The sequence below is a fragment of the Acuticoccus sp. I52.16.1 genome, assembly GCF_022865125.1.
In the GTDB taxonomy this organism is placed as follows: domain Bacteria; phylum Pseudomonadota; class Alphaproteobacteria; order Rhizobiales; family Amorphaceae; genus Acuticoccus.
On sequence record NZ_CP094828.1, the window covers coordinates 3,181,626 to 3,198,173 of the forward strand.

The following is a 16,548-nucleotide window of genomic DNA, read 5'->3' on the forward strand; positions in this document are numbered from 1 at the left end:
CATGGCAAGCCCCTCATCCTCCGGCGCGACGCAGGTCTGGTCCGCCGATGCCTACGCGAAGAACGCCCGCTTCGTCGCCGACCTCGCCGGAGGCGTGGTCGACTGGCTGGCGCCACGGCCGGGCGAGCGGATCCTCGACCTCGGCTGCGGTGACGGGGCGCTGACCGAGCGGCTGGTCGCCACCGGCGCCAGCGTCCTGGGTGTCGACGCCAGCACGGACCTGGTCGCCGCCGCCGCAGCACGCGGGCTCGACGTGAAGCTCGGCGACGGTGCCGCGCTGGACTTCGACGCCGAGTTCGACGCCGTCTTCTCCAACGCTGCGCTGCACTGGATGCGCGAGGCCGAGGCCGTCGCCGCCGGTGTCCGCCGGGCGCTGAAGCCGGGCGGCCGCTTCGTCGGGGAATTCGGCGGCCACGGCAACGTCGCCACCATGCGCACCGCCCTCGCCGCGCTCGCCCCTCGATACGACGTCGATCCCGCGCTCGCCCATCCGTGGTACTTCCCGACCGCCGAGGGCTACAGCGGCCTGTTGACGGGCGCCGGGTTCAAGGTGGAACGCTGCGTGCTGATCCCGCGGCCGACCGCACTTCCCGCGTCGGGGGTTGTGGGATGGCTCGAGACCTTTATGAACCCATACTTGAACCAAGCGGGCGCAGCCGCATCGGCGGTTCTGGCGGATGCCGAGGCCCTGCTGGCGCCGGCGTTGCGGGACCCCGACGGGGTGTGGATCGTCGACTATGTGCGGCTCCGCTTCGAAGCGTACGCGATCTGAGGTCTGTGATGCTCCGTCCGGTGGTTGTTGGGATGCTGTCCGCCTTCGCGGCCGTCGGCGCGTCGGCCGCGCTGCTGGTGGGCGACCCGCCGCCGGCCGAGGCGGCGCCGATCGAGAACCCGGTCGCCGTCTTCTCCGGGCTCGACAAGGTGACCGGCCGCATCATCTCGTTCGACGTCTACATCAACGAGACTGTGCAGTTCGGCGCGCTGCGCGTCACGCCGCGCACCTGCCAGACCCAGCCGCCCACGGAAGAGCCCAACACGGTCGTCTTCGCCGAAGTGGACGAGATCACTCTCGATTCGCGCATCCGCCGCATCTTCACCGGCTGGATGTTCGCGGCGAGCCCCGGCCTCAACGCCGTGGAGCACCCCGTCTACGACGTGTGGCTGAAGGATTGCGCCCTGTCGACCGAGGTGGCCCCGCCGCCGGGCTTCGCGCAGGACGAATATGCGCAGGACGAGATGGGCGTGATCGAGCGTCCGGAAGGCTGGCAGCCGATCCCCAAGCCGCGGCCGCCGCATACGCCGCGCGTCACCGAGGAGGTGGTCGACCCCTTCCTGGGCGAGGACGACGGCTGACGGGGCAGCAGCGCGTGGGCGGTAGGGTCGCGGGTGGGCGTCAGTCGCGGTCGAGCGCGGTGAGGACCTCGTCGCCGGTGTAGATGCGGCCGGGGGCGAAGTCGCCTTCGGTGCGCATCGCCTCGTCGAGCAGCGACTGGTAGTGCCGGCGGCTGACCTCGGTGGCGCCGAACTGGCTGAGATGCTCGGTGATGAACTGTGCGTCGAGCAGCGTGAAGCCGCCGATCGCGAGCCGGCCGGCCAGGTGCACCAGCGCCACCTTGGACGCGTCGCGCACGATGGAGAACATCGACTCGCCGAAGAAGGCGCCGCCCAACCGGACGCCGTAGAGCCCGCCGACGAGCATCCCGTCGAGATAGGTTTCGACCGAGTGAGCCTGCCCGAGGCGGTGCAGGCTGGAATAGAGCTGCTGGATACGACCGTTGATCCAGGTCCGCTGGCGGCCCGGCGCCGGGGCGGCGCACCCGTCGATCACCCCGGCGAAGTCGGTGTCGATCCGGACCTCGAACCGCTCCTGGCGGACGAGGCGGGCGAGACGACGGGGGACATGAAATGTTTCGAGCGGCAGGATGCCCCGCCGCTCTGGTTCAATCCAATAAAGACCCGGATCGTCCGCCGATTCCGCCATGGGGAAGATCCCGCAGGCATACGCCTTGAGGAGAACCTCCGGCGTGATCTCGAGGACGATGTTGTCCGGGCTCGTCATACCTTCCCTCTCGCCAGGAAGTTCTCCAGCCAGTGGATGTCGTATGCCCCGTTGGCGATGTCCGGATCCTGGACCAGCTCGCGGAAGAGGGGGAGGGTGGACTCGATCCCGTCCACGACGAATTCGTCGAGCGCCCGCCGCAGACGCATCAGGCACTCGACCCGGTTGTTGCCGTGAACGATCAGCTTGCCGATCAGGCTATCGTAGTAAGGGGGGATCCGGTAGCCCTGATAGACGGCCGAATCGACGCGGACTCCGAGCCCGCCCGGCGGGTGATAGTGCGTGATCGTACCGGGAGAGGGGATGAACGTGCGCGGGTGCTCGGCGTTCACGCGGCACTCGATCGCGTGGCCGTTGTACTGCACGTCCTCCTGGCTGAAGCCGAGCTTGCCACCCGAGGCGACGCGGATCTGCGCGTGGACGAGGTCGAGCCCGGTGATCATCTCCGTGACCGGGTGCTCCACCTGCAAGCGGGTGTTCATTTCGATGAAATAGAACTCGCCGTCTTCGTACAGGAACTCGATCGTGCCGGCGCCGCGGTAGCGCATGTCCTGCATGGCCTTGGCGCAGGTGTCGTAGATGCGCCGGCGCTGGTCCTCGTTGAGGGCCGGGGAACGGGCCTCTTCCCACACCTTCTGGTGCCGCCGCTGAAGCGAGCAGTCGCGCTCGCCGAGCGCCACGGCGTCGCCCTGGCCGTCGCCGATCACCTGGATCTCGATGTGCCGCGGCTTGGTGAGGTACTTCTCGAGGTAGACCTCGTCGTTGCCGAAGGACGCCTTCGCCTCGGCGCGGGCGCGCTGGGCGGCGGAGACCACCTCGTCGGCCGAGCGGGCCACCGTCATGCCGCGTCCGCCACCGCCGGCCGACGCCTTGATGAGCACCGGGTAGCCGATCTCGGCGGCGACGGCGCGCAGCTCCGCCTCGGACCGGATCGCGCCTTCGGAGCCGGGGACGACCGGGATTCCGAGCGCCTTGGCGGTGCGCTTGGCCTCGATCTTGTCGCCCATGACGCGGATCTGTTCCGACGTCGGGCCGATGAAGGTGATGTCGTGCGCTTCCAGGATCTCGGCGAAACGCGCATTCTCGGACAGGAAGCCGTAGCCGGGGTGGACGGCGTCCGCTCCGGTGATTTCGCAGGCGGCGACGATCGCGGGGATGTTCAGGTAGCTGTCGGACGCGGCGGACGGGCCGATGCAGACCGACTCGTCGGCAAGACGCACGTGCATGGCGTCGACGTCGGCGGTGGAATGCACCGCGACCGTCTGAATGCCGAGCTCCTTGCAGGCGCGTTGGACGCGCAGCGCGATCTCACCGCGGTTGGCGATGAGGACTTTGCGGAACATACTATGCGATCGCCAGCAGCGGCTCGCCGTACTCGACCGGCTGTCCGTCCTCGACGTAGATCTCGGTGACGGTGCCGGCACGCTCGGCGATGATCTGGTTCATCGTCTTCATCGCCTCCACGATCATGATGACCTGACCGACGCGCACGGTGTCACCGACGTCGACGAACGGGCGGGTGCCGGGCTCGGGCGCGCGGTAAGCGGTGCCGACCATGGGCGATAGGACCGCACCCTCGGGCGCCTTGGCCGGACCCGTGGCGGGTGCGGTCGGCGCGGGGGCTGCGGGCGCGGCCGCCGGCGCCACGGTCACGGCCGAGGTGCTCACATGCCGCGCGACCCGGAGCTTGGTCTCGCCGTGGACGATCTCGATCTCCGAAAGGTCCGTTTCATGCAGCAACGCGGCGATCGTACGTATGGCCGCTTCGTCAATAGGGGGTGTGTCTGCCATCGCGATACAACGGGACCCTGTCGTGGGGTCGAGGCCTTTCCTGTGGCGTGCGGCCGGCTGCCGCAGAACTCAATGTGTTAAACGCCCATTTTAGTAATGGACTACGCGGATGATCGGAAGACGGGACGTGTCGTCCCGCCGCACCGTCCCCGCCTACCTAGGCGATCCGAACGCCCGCTCCAAGGGCTAGCACTCGTCCGCGCCGCACCGCTGTTGATTGATTCGTGCACGAAGTTGATCATAACCCACCGCGCCGTACTCCATCGTGTCGCCGATGACGTAGGACGGGGTACCTTCGATCTGCAACAGACGGGCCAGACGGGTGCTCTCCTGGATGGCCTCGCCGACGACGTCGGAGCGCATCGTCGCCTCGATCTCGTCGCGCGGCAGGCCCATCTGCTCGACCACGGAGAAGGCGGCCTCGTCGTCGGCACGTCCGTCGCTCGAGAGGAGCTTGCGGTGGAATTCCGGGTAGGCCTCCGGGGCGACCTGGTGCACCGCGATGGACACCGCGCTCGCCCGCACGGACGCCTCGCCCAGCACCGGCAGCTCCTTCATGACGACGCGCAGGTCCGGGTCCGCCTCGATCAGGCGCTCCAGGTCGTCGAGCGCGCGCCGGCAGTAGCCGCAGTTGTAGTCGAAGAACTCGACCAGCGTGACGTCGCCTTCGGGGTTGCCGAGGATGGCGTTGTGGGGGGAGGTCTCCAACTCGCCGCGCACGGCGACGAGGGCCTCGGCCCGCTCCTCCTCGGCGGCGGCCTGGCGCTTGGCCTGCAACGCGCCGAACGCCTCCTCCAGCACCTCCGGGTTGGCGATCAGGTACTCGCGCACGATCGTCTCGACGTCCGAGCGGCTGAGGGCGGGCTGGTCCGCGGCCTGCTGGGCCAGCGCGGGCGTGGCGAGGGCCAGCGAGGCCACGGCGGCCAGTGCAATCAAGGGGCGGGACATAGTCGACCTTTTCGCGTTGGAGGCGTCGCCTTCGATAGCGCGGGACCGGACCCCTCGAAAGGACGCGCGTTGGCGCAGGCGTCACATTCGGTTGACCGGACCGCGGTGCGGATGCCGGGGACCGCCGGGCGGCGCCCGCCGGGTGGATTGCCGCAGCAGGTCGGCGAGATCAAGCGGCACGCTCTGTGCGCTGTGGAGACGAAAACGGCCGGGCCTCCCTGGAGGTCCGGCCGTACGTGGCTTGATGGGCGCAACGGCGCTCCGGCTCAGAAGAACGAGCGGCGCTGCCACCAACCGGCGCGGCGCGGGCGCGCCCCGTCCGACTTCTGTTCCGGCGCCGGTGCCTCGGCCGCCTCTGCGGCCGGTTCCTCGGCGGCGTCCGCCTCGGTGTCCGCGCCGTTGGCGCTCGCCGCTTCGGCGGGGGCGTCCTGCGCGGCGGCTTCGGCCGCGGGGGCCTCGTCCGGCGTCGCCGCCGGCTCCGGGGCTTGCGGCGCTGCGGCGGCCTCGGTCTCGTTCACCGGCGCGGCTTCGGCGGTCTCGCCGTCCTCGGCGGTGTCCTCGTCGCGGCGATGGCGGCGGCCGCCGCGGCGCCCACGACGACGGCGCCCACGCCGATCGTCGTCGCCGTCGGCCTGCATCTCGCCGTCGCCGGTATCCTCGGCGCCGCTGTCCTCGGTGTCGGACTCGGCCTCGACTTCGCCGGTCACGGCGTCACCGCCGTCGGAGGCGACCTGCGCGCCGTCCTCGTCGCCGGAGTTGCCGCGGCTCTCGTCGTCGCGGCGATCGTCGGCGCCGCCGCCCCGCCGCCGCCGGCGCCGACGCCGACGCGACCCGGAGCGTTCGCCGGAGGCGTCCCGCGCCTCGGTGGTCTCGGCCTCGCTCTCGGCCTCGACCGTGCTCTCGTCCTCGCCTTCGATCTCGTCCTCGTCGTCATGCTCGACGATGGCCGCGTCGGGCGCGATCTGCGCGGTGGGCGGCTCGACGCCCGGCTCGCGCACCACCAGCGCACCCGGCACGATGGCAAGGTGCTGGCCCGACAGCGTCTCGTCCGCGTCGACGCCGATCTCCAGCCCGAAGCGCTCTTCCAGCTCGTTGAGGTGCTGGCGCTTCTGGTTGAGGATGTAGAGCGCCACCGTCGCCGAGGTCTTGATGGTCACGTTGTGGTCGGCGTGCTTCAGGAGGTGGTCCTCCAGCGCGCGCAGGCAGTGCAGCGCGACCGACTGCGTGGAACGCACGTGGCCGTTGCCGCCGCACGCCTCGCACGGCACCATCGAGGTCTCGACCATGCCCTGGCGGATCCGCTGGCGGCTCATCTCCAGCAGCCCGAACGGGGAGATGCGACCGACCTGGATGCGCGAGCGGTCGAGCTTCAGCGCGTCCTTCAGGCGCTTTTCCACCTGCCGGTTGTGGCGCTTCTCGTCCATGTCGATGAAGTCGATCACGATGAGCCCGGCGAGGTCGCGCAGTCTGAGCTGGCGGGCCACCTCGTCGGCGGCCTCCAGGTTCGTCTTCAGCGCGGTGTCCTCGATGTTGCTCTCCTTGGTGGAGCGGCCCGAGTTCACGTCGATCGAGACGAGCGCCTCGGTCGGATTGATGACGAGGTAGCCCTTGGAGGGCAGCGTCACCACCTCGGAGAACATCGCGTCGAGCTGCGATTCGACGCTGTACTTGGTGAAGATCGGCGTCGGCTCGAGGTACCGCTTCACGTTCTTGGCGTGAGACGGCATCAGCATCTTCATGAAGTCCTTGGCCTCGCGATAGGCGGGCTCACCGGACACCAGGACCTCGTCGATCTCCTTGTTGTAGAGGTCGCGGATCGCGCGTTTGACGAGGTTGCCTTCCTCGTAGACGAGCTGCGGCGCGATCGACGCGAGCGTCAGGTCGCGCACGCTCTCCCACAGGCGGATCAGGTACTCGAAGTCGCGCTTGATCTCGGTCTTGGTGCGGCTGGCGGCGGCGGTGCGCAGGATGATGCCCATCCCCTCCGGCACTTCCAGCTCGGCGACGGACGACTTGAGGCGCTTGCGGTCGGCATTGTCGGTGATCTTGCGCGACACGCCGCCACCGCGGTCCGTGTTGGGCATCAGCACCGAGTAGCGGCCGGCGAGCGACAGGTAGGTGGTCAGCGCCGCGCCCTTGGTGCCGCGCTCTTCCTTGACGACCTGGACCAGCAGGATCTGCCGGCGGCGGATCACGTCCTGGATCTTGTACTGACGGCGCGGGGCGGCGCGGCGACGCTCGGGGATCTCCTCCAGCGCGTCCTGCTCGCCGATCGAGGTGACCGAATCGTCGTCGTCGTCGTGATCGTTGCGGTCGTCCTCGCGCAGCGCCTCGTCGTCCGAGACGACCGGGTCGGCGAGACCGTCGTCGGACTTCTTGGTCGTCGGCTTCTTGGCGGCGGGGGCGCGCTTGCGGGTGGTGGTGGTGCCCGTCTTGGCCTTCGTCGCGGTGCCGGCGGTGGTGCGGCGGCGCCGCTTGGGCTTCTCCTCGACCGGCTCGGCCTCGCCATCGGCGGGCGTGGCGGCCTCGGCGACGGCCTCGGGCGCGGCGTTCTCGGTCACTGCGCCGGGGGCGGCGTCGGTTTCGGCGGCGACGGTCGGCGCGGCGGCCTCCGCGCGTGCCTCGTCGGAGGCGGGGGAGGGGGTGACGGCCGCGCTCTCCTCGGAGGCGGCGGCGCCGGGGGCGTCATAGGCGGACTCGCCTTCGCCCGTGACCTCGACGTCGCGCGCCGGATTGTCGACGGCGGCGTCGATGTCGGCCTCGTAGGTCTCCTCGACCTGGGCGATGGCGCGGTCGAGCGACACGGGCGCCTCGTCCGAGGAGACGGCCTCTTCGGCGACGCTGGCACTCGGATTGGCGAGTTGCGCCGGGGCGGTCTCGTCGGCCTTGGCCTCGTTCACCGGCTCGGCGGCGGGATCGGCCTTGGCGGCGGACCGGGACTGGCGGCGCGAGTTGCCGCCGCCGCTGCCGGCGTCGTCGCTCTTGGCGCCCCGGCGGCGGCTGCCGCCGCGGCTCTTCTTGGGGGCCTCGTCGTCCTCGTCGGTGCGGGAGGCGCGCTCGTCGGCCAGCAGCGCGGCGCGGTCGGCCTGCGGGATCTGGTAGTAGTCGGGGTGGATCTCGCTGAAGGCGAGGAAGCCGTGGCGGTTGCCGCCATATTCGATGAAGGCGGCCTGAAGCGACGGTTCGACGCGCGTGACCTTGGCGAGGTAGATGTTACCGCGCAGCGGCTTCTTGCTGGCCGCCTCGAAGTCGAAGTCCTCCACCTTCTTGTCGCGAAGGACGACGACGCGCGTCTCCTCCGGGTGGATCGCATCGATCAGCATCTTGTTGGGCATGAATGGGCTCCGGGTACCGCGAGCGTCGGCCGAGGCCGACCGCGTTCGAGCGGTCCGATGTCAGGGAATCATTTGGCGCTGCGGTCCACGTGAGGGACCGGCCGTTGTGGCGTGCGCCGACGGATGCGCTTCGGCCATCAGCGGCGAAGCGGTGTGACCTGTTCACTGCCGGCGTCATCGGCGCGAGGCGCTCGCCTTCCAGGAAGGCGGCGACATCGCGCGGCAGGGCCGGCGACGAAAGGAAGGGGCGGCGGGAGGCGAGTGGTCCGCAAACCGCTGGTCCGACCGGGGAGGGGAGCGGGCAGGGCGCCGCCGCAGCGACGGTGACACGGACGCCGCGCACCATTTCTGGCGTCGGTTCGACCGCTACTTCACCATCACGACTGAGTGGCATCCGCCCGTTGTCTCCTGCGCCAAACAGCCAGGACGCTGCGGTGCGCATACTCGATGTCCGCCCTGTTGCGCCTCGAAGAACCAGCCGGTAGGCCAACGTCCCAAGGCGTGGGGTGGAGAAAAAACTCTTGGGCCGAGCTTCGACCCGCAAACGAGCCGACTCGACCGCGGCCCATCAGAAGCGTAGCCTTATTCGCGGGCTGGCACAACACAAATGCAGGGCCAAGCCTATGAATTGTGGGGGCGACCCTTCGCGTCGAGGTCGATTTTCAGTTCACCTTCAGTCAAGGAAGGTGAGTGCAGCATTCGGGCCGAGCATTCATATGGTAACCGAGCCGCATCCTGTGAAGAGGCAAGGCCCCGCTTTCCCGCCGTTCCGTCAGACTTTCGCGTTCGCGCGGGCTTCGCGGCGGGCCCGCGGCGCCGCCGTCGTCCTGCGCGCCTTCGCGCGGTGGGGCGCGGCGCTCGTCGTCCTCGCGGCGCTGACGGCCCTCGCCGGACCCGCCCGCGCCACCATCCTCGCCGACAGCATCGCCGTCGAGGAATTCCCCGGCGCGACCCGCTTCATCCTCACCGTCTCGGGCGAGCCGCACTACCGCGCCTTCGCGGTCGACGGGCCGCCGCGCCTGGTCATCGACTTCGACGAGATCGCCTTCGCGATCGACGACACGCCCGCCCCCGCCGGGCTCATCGCCGCGTTCCGCTTCGGCAACCTCACGGGGGAGGCCGGACGCATCGTCTTCGATCTCGCCGAGCCGGCGCTCCTGGCTCAGCATGTCTACCTGCCGGCGATCGGTGGCCGCCCGGCGCGCCTGGTGTTCGACATCGAGCCCGTCGGCGCCACGCGCTTCGGCCACGCCGCCATCACCGCCAGCGCCTTGGCCAAGGACGCGCCGCAGCCCACGGTGGCCCCGGCCGGCGGGCGTGTCGTCGTGATCGACCCCGGCCACGGCGGCATCGACCCCGGCGCCTCGACCCCCGACGGGCGCTACGAGAAGGACCTGGTGCTCGCCTTCGCCCGCCGCCTCGAGGCGCGCTTGACCACCATCCCCGGCCTCTCCGTGCGCCTCACCCGCTCGGACGACGAGTTCCTGTCGCTCAGTCGCCGCATCAAGCTGGCGCGCGCCTTCGGGGCCGATCTCTTCATCTCGCTCCACGCCGACGCCGCGCCGCAGGACTACGTCCACGGGGCCACCGTCTATACGCTGTCCGAGCGTCCCTCGGACGCGCAGGCCGGGGCCATCGCCGCGCGTGAAAACCTCTCGGACTCGGTGTCGGGCGCCATCGAGCCGGACCACCAGGAGGAGGTGTCGGGCATCCTCGCCGATCTGCTCCGGCGCGAGACGAAGGCGTTCTCCCACACGTTCGCGGAGCGACTGATCGGCGCACTCACCGCCACCGTCGAAATGAACTCCAACCCGCACCGCTCGGCCCGCTTCCGGGTGCTGATGGCGCACGACATCCCGTCGGTGCTCCTGGAACTGGGCTACCTCACCAATGCCAAGGATGCCGGCCGCCTCCTCGACGACGACTGGCAGGAGGAGGTCGCCGTCTCGGTCGCCGCGGCAGTGGCAGATTTCTTCGATCTCGACCCGCCGATCGGGTCCGAGTGGCTCGCCCGCCGGGCCGAGGCGACGGCCGCGCAGTAATGAAGTTTTGCGAAATGCTGTCGTATGGGATCGAATCGTCGTGAACGGCGCGGCCGGCCCCCGGCCCATCCTCTTGAACGGCTTGTGATTGTCGCCCGCTCTGGGTTAGTCGATATCCGCTGGGTACTCGCCGACCAACGATGACGGAAATCTTGTCGCTCTTTAAGGCGACAGGCGATCGGCGCGGCTGTATTGTGCCGCGGGATGCGAGGCCCTTTGCTCCGGAGGCGCGTCACTGTGTTTAGATTCTTCGTCGGCTTCGTCGGCTTCCTGTTCTCGCTGGGCTCGGTGCTGGGTCTCCTCGCCGCCGCCGGCGTCGGGATCTATATCGCCCAGATCTCCGATACGCTGCCCAGCGTCAACGTGCTGCGGAACTACGAGCCCGAGGTGATGACGCGCATCCACGCCGACGACGGCTCGCTCGTCGCCGAGTATGCCGAGAAGCGCCGCCTCTTCCTGCCGATCCAGGCGATCCCGGTGCGCATCCGCAACGCCTTCCTGTCCGCCGAGGACTCGTCCTTCTACGACCATGCCGGCGTCGACCCGCAGGCGATCATCCGCGCCCTCGTCACCAACCTGAAGAACCGCGGATCCGACTCGCGGCCCGTCGGCGCGTCGACGATCACCCAGCAGGTGGCCAAGAACTTCCTCCTCACCAACGAGGTCTCCTACGAGCGCAAGATCAAAGAGGCGATCCTGTCGCTCCGGATCGAGGCGGCCTTCTCCAAGGAGGAGATCCTCGAGCGCTATCTCAACGAGATCTACCTCGGGCTCGGCGCCTATGGCGTCGCCGCCGCCTCCCTCGTCTACTTCGACAAGTCGGTTCACGAGCTGACCCTGGCGGAGACCGCCTACCTCGCCGCGCTCCCCAAGGCGCCCAACAACTACCACCCCTTCCGCCATGCCGACCGCGCGATCGAGCGGCGCAACTGGGTGCTCGACCGCATGATGCTCGACGGTGTGGCGACCCCCGAGGAGGTGCGCAAGGCCAAGGCCGAGCCGCTGCGCGTCAATCCGCGCGAGCGCTCGCAGTTCCTCGCCGGTGCCGAGTACTACGCCGAGGAGGTCCGCCGCGAGCTGATCGCCATGTACGGCCGCAAGACGCTGTACGAAGGCGGCCTGTCGGTGCGCACCTCGCTCGACCCGGCGATGCAGGTGATGGCCCGCAAGGCACTGATGTCCGGGCTCTTGGAGATCGACCGGCAGAAGGGCTCCTGGCGCGGCCCGGTGCAGACCCTGGAGCTCGCCGCCGGCGAGGATTGGGGGCCAAAGATCGGCACCGTGTCGCCATTGAACGACGTGCCGGAGTGGCAGGTCGCCATCGTGCTGAGCGTCAGCGGCAACGAGGCGATCCTCGGCCTGCAGCCGCCGCGTGACGTGTGGGGTGCGCTCACCACCGAGCGCGAGCAGATCTCGCTCACCACCGCGGGCGTGCCTTGGAGCCGGACCAAGAGCGGCGGCAGCACCAACCGCATGGCCAACGTGGTGGATCGGGGCGACGCCGTCTATGTCCAGAAGGTGGACGGCCAGTGGGTGCTGCGGCAGATCCCGGCCATCCAGGGCGCGCTGCTGGCGATGGACCCGCATACCGGCCGCGTGAAGGCCCTCGTCGGCGGCTTCTCGTATGACTATTCCGAGTTCAACCGCGCCACCCAGGCGCTGCGCCAGCCGGGCTCCTCGTTCAAGCCCTTCGTCTACGCCGCCGCGCTCGACAACGGCTACACGCCCTCGTCCATCATCATGGACGCGCCGATCGAGATCGTCGTCGGCCGCGAGGTCTGGCGCCCGAAGAACTACGGCGGCAAGTCGGCCGGCCCCTCGACCCTGCGCATGGGCGTGGAGCGCTCGCGCAACCTGATGACGGTCCGCCTCGCCAAGGACATGGGGATGCCGCTGGTCGCCGAATATGCCGAGCGCTTCGGCATCTATGACGATCTCGGCAAATACCTGCCGATGGCGCTGGGTGCGGGCGAGACCACGGTGATGCGCCTCGTCGGCGCCTACTCGATCATCGCCAACGGCGGCCAGCGCATCCAGCCGACCCTGATCGACCGCATCCAGGACCGTCACGGCCGCACGGTCTTCAAGCACGACAACCGCCGCTGCGACGAATGCACCGCCCTCGCCTGGCGCGAGCAGGCCGCCCCCGAGGTGATCGACGAACGCGAGTACGTGCTCGACCCGATGACCGCCTACCAGATCACCTCGATCATGGAAGGCGTCGTCCAGCGCGGCACGGCGACCCGCGTGAAGGCGCTGGGCCGCCCGGTCGCCGGCAAGACCGGCACCACGAATGAGGAGAAGGACGCCTGGTTCGTCGGCTTCACGCCCGATCTCGTTGCCGGCGTCTTCATCGGCTACGACGAGCCCAAGCCGATGGGCCGCGGTGCCACCGGCGGCCAGATGGCGGCCCCGATCTTCCTCGACTTCATGCAGGATGCCCTGGCCGACGCCCCGATCGTCGACTTCCGCGTCCCGGAGGGCATCAAGCTGATCCCGGTCGACCGCCTGTCGGGCCAGCGTACCTCCGGCTCGGGCGGCAACGTCATCCTGGAGGCGTTCAAGCCCGGCACCGCGCCCGGCGACACGTTCTCCATCATCGGCCTGAACGACAACGAGCCGTCGCGCCGCCGCATCACCCGCGAATCCGAACGTGCGGTCCTCTCCGGCACCGGCGGCCTCTACTAGGGCCGCCCGCCGGGACCACGAACCAGCCCGGCTGAGGGCGACCGCGCCGGCCGCGCTTCACGTTTCGAGGATAGCCCCCACCGGACGCGGACGGATGGTCGCATCCGGCCCTCGCGCCGCACGATCGGGCGGGCAGGGCGCGGCCGAACGGGCCGCTCGCGGCGCCGATCGTGACGCGCGGCGTGGCGCGCTTGGGTTGCTTGCCCCGGGGCGCGGGGCTGTTGTAGCAGGGCAGCTTGCAGTTTAGCGCCGGGAGTTCGTCATCTCACACGTCGACCGCCCCACCCACGGCACGGCCCGCGGCCGGCTCGCGCCACGTCGCGCCGCCGCGCCGCACCGGTCCCTCCGGGCCCATGTGTGCGCCGCGCTCTGCGCCGCGGGGCTCGCCGCCGCCTCCCACCCCGCCGCCGCCGAGGACAAGCCGGTGCTGTGGCGCAGCCTGGACGCACAGGACCTGCGCCAACGCTTCGTCGGCACCACGATCGAGGGCGTCTACAACAACGGCGAGGCCTTCAGCGAGGAGCTGAAGGCGGACATGAGCACCTTCTACCGCGACCAGGACGACGCCACCCCCGGCGAGTACGAGTTGAAGGGCGAGTTCATCTGCTTCGCCTACCCGGTCGCGATCGAGACAGGGTGCTTCCGCGTGTGGCAGCGTTCGGCCAACTGTTACGACATGTATATCGCCGAGGGGCAGGGGTTCCCCGCCGTCGGCCTCTACCAGCGCATGGTCGGCACCGGGTGGGACTCGCGCTTCTGGCGCGCCGACGAGGAGCCGACCTGTCCCGGCGCGCAACTCGCCCGCGCCCCCGGCCCCGCGCCTACTTGAGCGGGAAGCCCATCGCGACCAGCTGCTCGCGCAGAGCGTGGCGGCCGCTGAGCGAGGCGGGGCCCGCCACACGCCGGCCCACGTGCATGGACCACGCGTTCCGCTCCATCCCCTGCCCCTTGTAGAAGCGGGCCGACTCGATGTCGTACGCGGCGACGGCAGGGGCTGCGGCGTCGAGGTCGTAGGTCTCGCGGTGCAGCACCGCAGACTGGGGCAGCCGCGGCTTGATCGAGGCGGGCTTCTGCGCGTCCGGGTAACCGACGCACATGCCGAACACCGCGAAGGTGCGCTCCGGCAGATCGAGGATCCGCGCGACCTCCAGCGGCTTGTTGCGCATCGCCCCGATGTAGACGATGCCGAGCCCCATCGCCTCGGCCGCGAGAGCGGCGTTCTGCGCCGCGATCGCCGCATCGAGGGCGGCGACGAGGAAAAGCTCCAGGTAATCCGTCCCCTCGGCAATGATGCGATGCCGGGCGGCGGTGTCGCGCAGGCGGCGCAGATCCGCCAGCCACACCAGTTGTAGCGGCGCGACGCGGATATGTGCCTGGTTGGCGGCGCACTCGGCGAGCGCGTCGCGCCGGGCCTGGTCCTCCACCGCCACCACGCTCCACGTTTGCAGGTTGGACGAAGTCGAGGCCGACTGCGCCGCCGCGACCATGGCCTCCAACGCCCCCTCCGGCAGCGGCCGGTCGGTGTAGGCGCGGACCGAGCGGTGGCTGAGGAGCGCGTCCGGCAGCGCCGCGACCTGGGCCGGCAGCGCGCGTTCGCCATACCGCTCCGCCAAAAGGCCCTTCTGCGTGTCGGTGTCGGCCATTTGGTCCATGTGTGGTCTCCCTGTCGTACCGGTCGCCTTTCCTTCTCGCACTTTGCAAACGGTCTTGAACAGCCGCCGATCCCACCTCGCGGACGGATCGAACCCCGGTGAGGCGCGCGCAAAGGTCGCGCAGCCGTGACGCGCGCAATGCCGGCCCACCCGCGGCGGGATGCCGCGCCGGCCTCCACGCGCGCGCCGGCCGGGCACGGGGCCGACATTGCCAGAGCGTCACGTGCGCACGATATGTTCGTCGAGTTAGGGAGAGTGGACATGATCGGTCGTCTGGCAATGGTCGCGATGCTCGTCGCCTGGGCGGGGGCGGCAGAGGCCACATCGCAGGAGAAGATCACCGAGGCGAAAGGGTGCCCGCGTTGCCGGCTGGTGCTCGCCAGCCTGCGCGGCATCTCCATCCAGGGCGCGGACTTCAAGGGCGCCAAGCTGCGCGAGGCGGACATGAAGGGCGCCATCCTGCCGGGGGCGGACTTCCGCGGCGCCTCGATGCAGCGGACCGAGATGGAGAAGGCGACCCTCAGCGAGGCCGATTTCTCCAACGCGTCGATGCGCAGCGCCGACCTTGAGAAGTCGATCGCGACGGGTGCCGACTTCTCCGGCGCGGACCTGCGCGACGCCGACCTCGCCGAGGCCGACCTCAGCAACGCCAGCTTCGCCGAAGCGGACCTGCGCGGCGCCACCTTCCGCCGGGCCGTGATGGTCGACGCCGACCTCTCCGGCGCGCAGCTCGACAGCGCCGACATGGAGCGGATCCAGGCGCACAACGCCAGGTTCCATGGCGCGAAGATGGAACTCGTCGACTTCGATCGGGCGGACCTTTCGGGCGCGGACCTACGCGGGGCGCACCTGGAATCGGCGCGGTTGAGCAGCACCAACTTCACGGGTGCGAACCTGACGGGCGCCAACCTGGAGGACGCGCTGCTGCGGCGCACCAACTTCTCCGGCGCCGACCTCAGCGACGTGCGCGGCCTCCGCTCGGAGGATCTCGCCCTCGCCTGCGGCGATGCCGACACAAAGCTGCCGCGGGGCTTCGAGATCCGCCGCTGCACCTCCGAGGACGCCGCGGACGAGTAAGCGCCCCGGCCGGCCGGCGGGTTACTGCACGGCGGCCATGATGGCGGTGCGCTCGGCCTCCAGGCTGCGGATCTGGGCGCGCATCTCGTCGAGCCGCTCCACCTCGGTGGGGATGAGCGGCGTGTCGTGCGCGTCACGGACGTTGATGAGGGCGAGGGTGAGGTCGGCGTCCGTCGCCTCGCGCAGCGCCTCCTGCGACCAGGCGCCGAAGGTGTGCGCCAGGAGCTTCAGCCGCTGGCGCTCTCCCGGCTCCAACCCGCCGGGAAAGGTGTAGCTGAAGGTGCCCCGCGCCCACGGGATCTCCCGGCTGGGCGACTGCAGATTGCCCATCACGACGATGCGCTTGAGCGAAATCGGGCTGTTGTTGACGATCTCGAAGTCGATCACCGCGCGCTCGACGGTGCCGTTCTCGTGCCAATAGTAGCGGGGCGAGCGCAGCGCGATGGTGCGCATCAGCGTCTTGGCCGAGATCGCGTAGCTCGACCACTTCTCGATCTCCCGCTGCAAACGGTCGAGTTCGCCCTCGACCGAGACGAGCTTGTAGGTGCGCGCCGCGTCGATGATCTCTTGCGCGGTCAGCCCGTCGACCTGATGGCGCAGCCGTGCGGCGACGCGCTCCGGCTCGCGGGCGAGGGCGGAGATCGCGACCGGCTCGCCGGGCGGCGTGTCCGACCCGAAGGAGAGGGTGAAGAGTGCGTCGCCCAGCGCCTCGGCCTGCGGCGGCGCCAGCTCGGACGTCATCTGGGAGACGCTGTCGCTCAGAGTGCCGCCGTCGCGCGTGTCGAGCGTGGCGGCGTCGTCGTAGCAGCCGGTGAGCGCCAGGGCTGCGGTAATCGGTAGGGAGAGTGCAATGCGCATGCGAACCGTCCCGTCTGTGAGCGGTTACGGTACGACGACTCTCCTATAGCGTGCAATACAGAAATAATGCAGCTTATGGTTTCGGTGGGGCGTGCGGG

General features: G+C 69.8%; 13 protein-coding genes. 6 read left to right on the forward strand and 7 right to left on the reverse strand.

What is annotated here, in order from left to right:
* Window position 1 precedes the first annotated feature (1 nt).
* Both MRB58_RS14460 and MRB58_RS14465 read left to right on the forward strand, forming a co-directional pair.
* Window positions 2-772, forward strand: coding sequence for a trans-aconitate 2-methyltransferase (locus MRB58_RS14460; RefSeq protein WP_244777831.1), 771 nt, complete (start codon window positions 2-4; stop codon window positions 770-772).
* An 8-nt stretch (window positions 773-780) separates the two neighbouring features.
* Window positions 781-1,353 (forward strand): DUF2155 domain-containing protein, encoded by a 573-nt coding sequence (locus tag MRB58_RS14465; RefSeq protein ID WP_371747181.1) that lies wholly within the window; start codon window positions 781-783, stop codon window positions 1,351-1,353.
* Window positions 1,354-1,393: 40 nt separating this feature from the next.
* Here the strand turns inward: MRB58_RS14465 and aat are convergent, their stop codons facing one another.
* From aat to MRB58_RS14490, 5 genes are all read right to left on the reverse strand, one after another.
* Window positions 1,394-2,059 carry a leucyl/phenylalanyl-tRNA--protein transferase gene (gene aat / locus MRB58_RS14470; protein WP_244777832.1) on the reverse strand — a complete coding sequence of 222 codons (666 nt, stop codon included), beginning with the start codon at window positions 2,057-2,059 and terminating at the stop codon, window positions 1,394-1,396.
* Complete coding sequence (accC, locus tag MRB58_RS14475) at window positions 2,056-3,402, reverse strand: acetyl-CoA carboxylase biotin carboxylase subunit (RefSeq protein WP_244777833.1); 1,347 nt, start codon at window positions 3,400-3,402, stop codon at window positions 2,056-2,058. The genes aat and accC overlap by 4 nt, the downstream gene beginning before the upstream one ends.
* Window position 3,403: 1 nt before the next feature.
* A complete protein-coding gene (gene accB / locus MRB58_RS14480) occupies window positions 3,404-3,850 on the reverse strand; it encodes an acetyl-CoA carboxylase biotin carboxyl carrier protein (RefSeq protein WP_244777834.1) in 447 nt (148 codons plus the stop codon).
* 186 nt (window positions 3,851-4,036) lie between these two features.
* Window positions 4,037-4,798 carry a DsbA family protein gene (locus MRB58_RS14485; protein WP_244777835.1) on the reverse strand — a complete coding sequence of 254 codons (762 nt, stop codon included), beginning with the start codon at window positions 4,796-4,798 and terminating at the stop codon, window positions 4,037-4,039.
* 266 nt (window positions 4,799-5,064) lie between these two features.
* Window positions 5,065-8,133, reverse strand: coding sequence for an Rne/Rng family ribonuclease (locus tag MRB58_RS14490; RefSeq protein WP_244777836.1), 3,069 nt, complete (start codon window positions 8,131-8,133; stop codon window positions 5,065-5,067).
* Window positions 8,134-8,870: 737 nt separating this feature from the next.
* On the opposite strand from MRB58_RS14490, the gene MRB58_RS14495 reads away from it, so the two are divergent.
* The 3 genes from MRB58_RS14495 to MRB58_RS14505 all read left to right on the forward strand — a co-directional run bounded on the left by MRB58_RS14495 (window position 8,871) and on the right by MRB58_RS14505 (window position 13,692).
* Window positions 8,871-10,175 carry an N-acetylmuramoyl-L-alanine amidase gene (locus tag MRB58_RS14495; protein ID WP_244777837.1) on the forward strand — a complete coding sequence of 435 codons (1,305 nt, stop codon included), beginning with the start codon at window positions 8,871-8,873 and terminating at the stop codon, window positions 10,173-10,175.
* 237 nt (window positions 10,176-10,412) lie between these two features.
* Window positions 10,413-12,863 carry a penicillin-binding protein 1A gene (locus MRB58_RS14500; protein ID WP_244777838.1) on the forward strand — a complete coding sequence of 817 codons (2,451 nt, stop codon included), beginning with the start codon at window positions 10,413-10,415 and terminating at the stop codon, window positions 12,861-12,863.
* Between the two features lie 355 nt (window positions 12,864-13,218).
* Window positions 13,219-13,692, forward strand: coding sequence for a hypothetical protein (locus MRB58_RS14505; protein ID WP_244777839.1), 474 nt, complete (start codon window positions 13,219-13,221; stop codon window positions 13,690-13,692).
* Here the strand turns inward: MRB58_RS14505 and MRB58_RS14510 are convergent.
* On the reverse strand, window positions 13,685-14,515 hold the full coding sequence (locus tag MRB58_RS14510) for a nitroreductase family protein (protein ID WP_244777840.1): 831 nt from the start codon (window positions 14,513-14,515) through the stop codon (window positions 13,685-13,687). The two genes, MRB58_RS14505 and MRB58_RS14510, sit on opposite strands and share 8 nt — an antisense overlap.
* A 261-nt stretch (window positions 14,516-14,776) precedes the next feature.
* On the opposite strand from MRB58_RS14510, the gene MRB58_RS14515 reads away from it, so the two are divergent.
* The gene (locus tag MRB58_RS14515) at window positions 14,777-15,592 is read left to right on the forward strand and encodes a pentapeptide repeat-containing protein (RefSeq protein WP_244777841.1); all 816 of its coding nucleotides are present in this window, start codon (window positions 14,777-14,779) and stop codon (window positions 15,590-15,592) included.
* 21 nt (window positions 15,593-15,613) lie between these two features.
* Here MRB58_RS14515 and MRB58_RS14520 read toward each other — a convergent pair whose 3' ends face one another.
* Window positions 15,614-16,450 carry a DUF6694 family lipoprotein gene (locus tag MRB58_RS14520; RefSeq protein WP_244777842.1) on the reverse strand — a complete coding sequence of 279 codons (837 nt, stop codon included), beginning with the start codon at window positions 16,448-16,450 and terminating at the stop codon, window positions 15,614-15,616.
* Window positions 16,451-16,548: the final 98 nt, after the last annotated feature.

What these genes read in the sequence shown, in the direction of transcription:
- MRB58_RS14460 (WP_244777831.1), top strand. Translation starts at nt 2, where the DNA reads ATGGCAAGCCCCTCATCCTCCGGCGCGACGCAGGTCTGGTCCGCCGAT.
- MRB58_RS14465 (WP_371747181.1), top strand. Translation starts at nt 781, where the DNA reads ATGCTCCGTCCGGTGGTTGTTGGGATGCTGTCCGCCTTCGCGGCCGTC.
- aat (WP_244777832.1), bottom strand. Translation starts at nt 2,059, where the DNA reads ATGACGAGCCCGGACAACATCGTCCTCGAGATCACGCCGGAGGTTCTC.
- accC (WP_244777833.1), bottom strand. Translation starts at nt 3,402, where the DNA reads ATGTTCCGCAAAGTCCTCATCGCCAACCGCGGTGAGATCGCGCTGCGC.
- accB (WP_244777834.1), bottom strand. Translation starts at nt 3,850, where the DNA reads ATGGCAGACACACCCCCTATTGACGAAGCGGCCATACGTACGATCGCC.
- MRB58_RS14485 (WP_244777835.1), bottom strand. Translation starts at nt 4,798, where the DNA reads ATGTCCCGCCCCTTGATTGCACTGGCCGCCGTGGCCTCGCTGGCCCTC.
- MRB58_RS14490 (WP_244777836.1), bottom strand. Translation starts at nt 8,133, where the DNA reads ATGCCCAACAAGATGCTGATCGATGCGATCCACCCGGAGGAGACGCGC.
- MRB58_RS14510 (WP_244777840.1), bottom strand. Translation starts at nt 14,515, where the DNA reads ATGGACCAAATGGCCGACACCGACACGCAGAAGGGCCTTTTGGCGGAG.
- MRB58_RS14515 (WP_244777841.1), top strand. Translation starts at nt 14,777, where the DNA reads ATGATCGGTCGTCTGGCAATGGTCGCGATGCTCGTCGCCTGGGCGGGG.
- MRB58_RS14520 (WP_244777842.1), bottom strand. Translation starts at nt 16,450, where the DNA reads ATGCGCATTGCACTCTCCCTACCGATTACCGCAGCCCTGGCGCTCACC.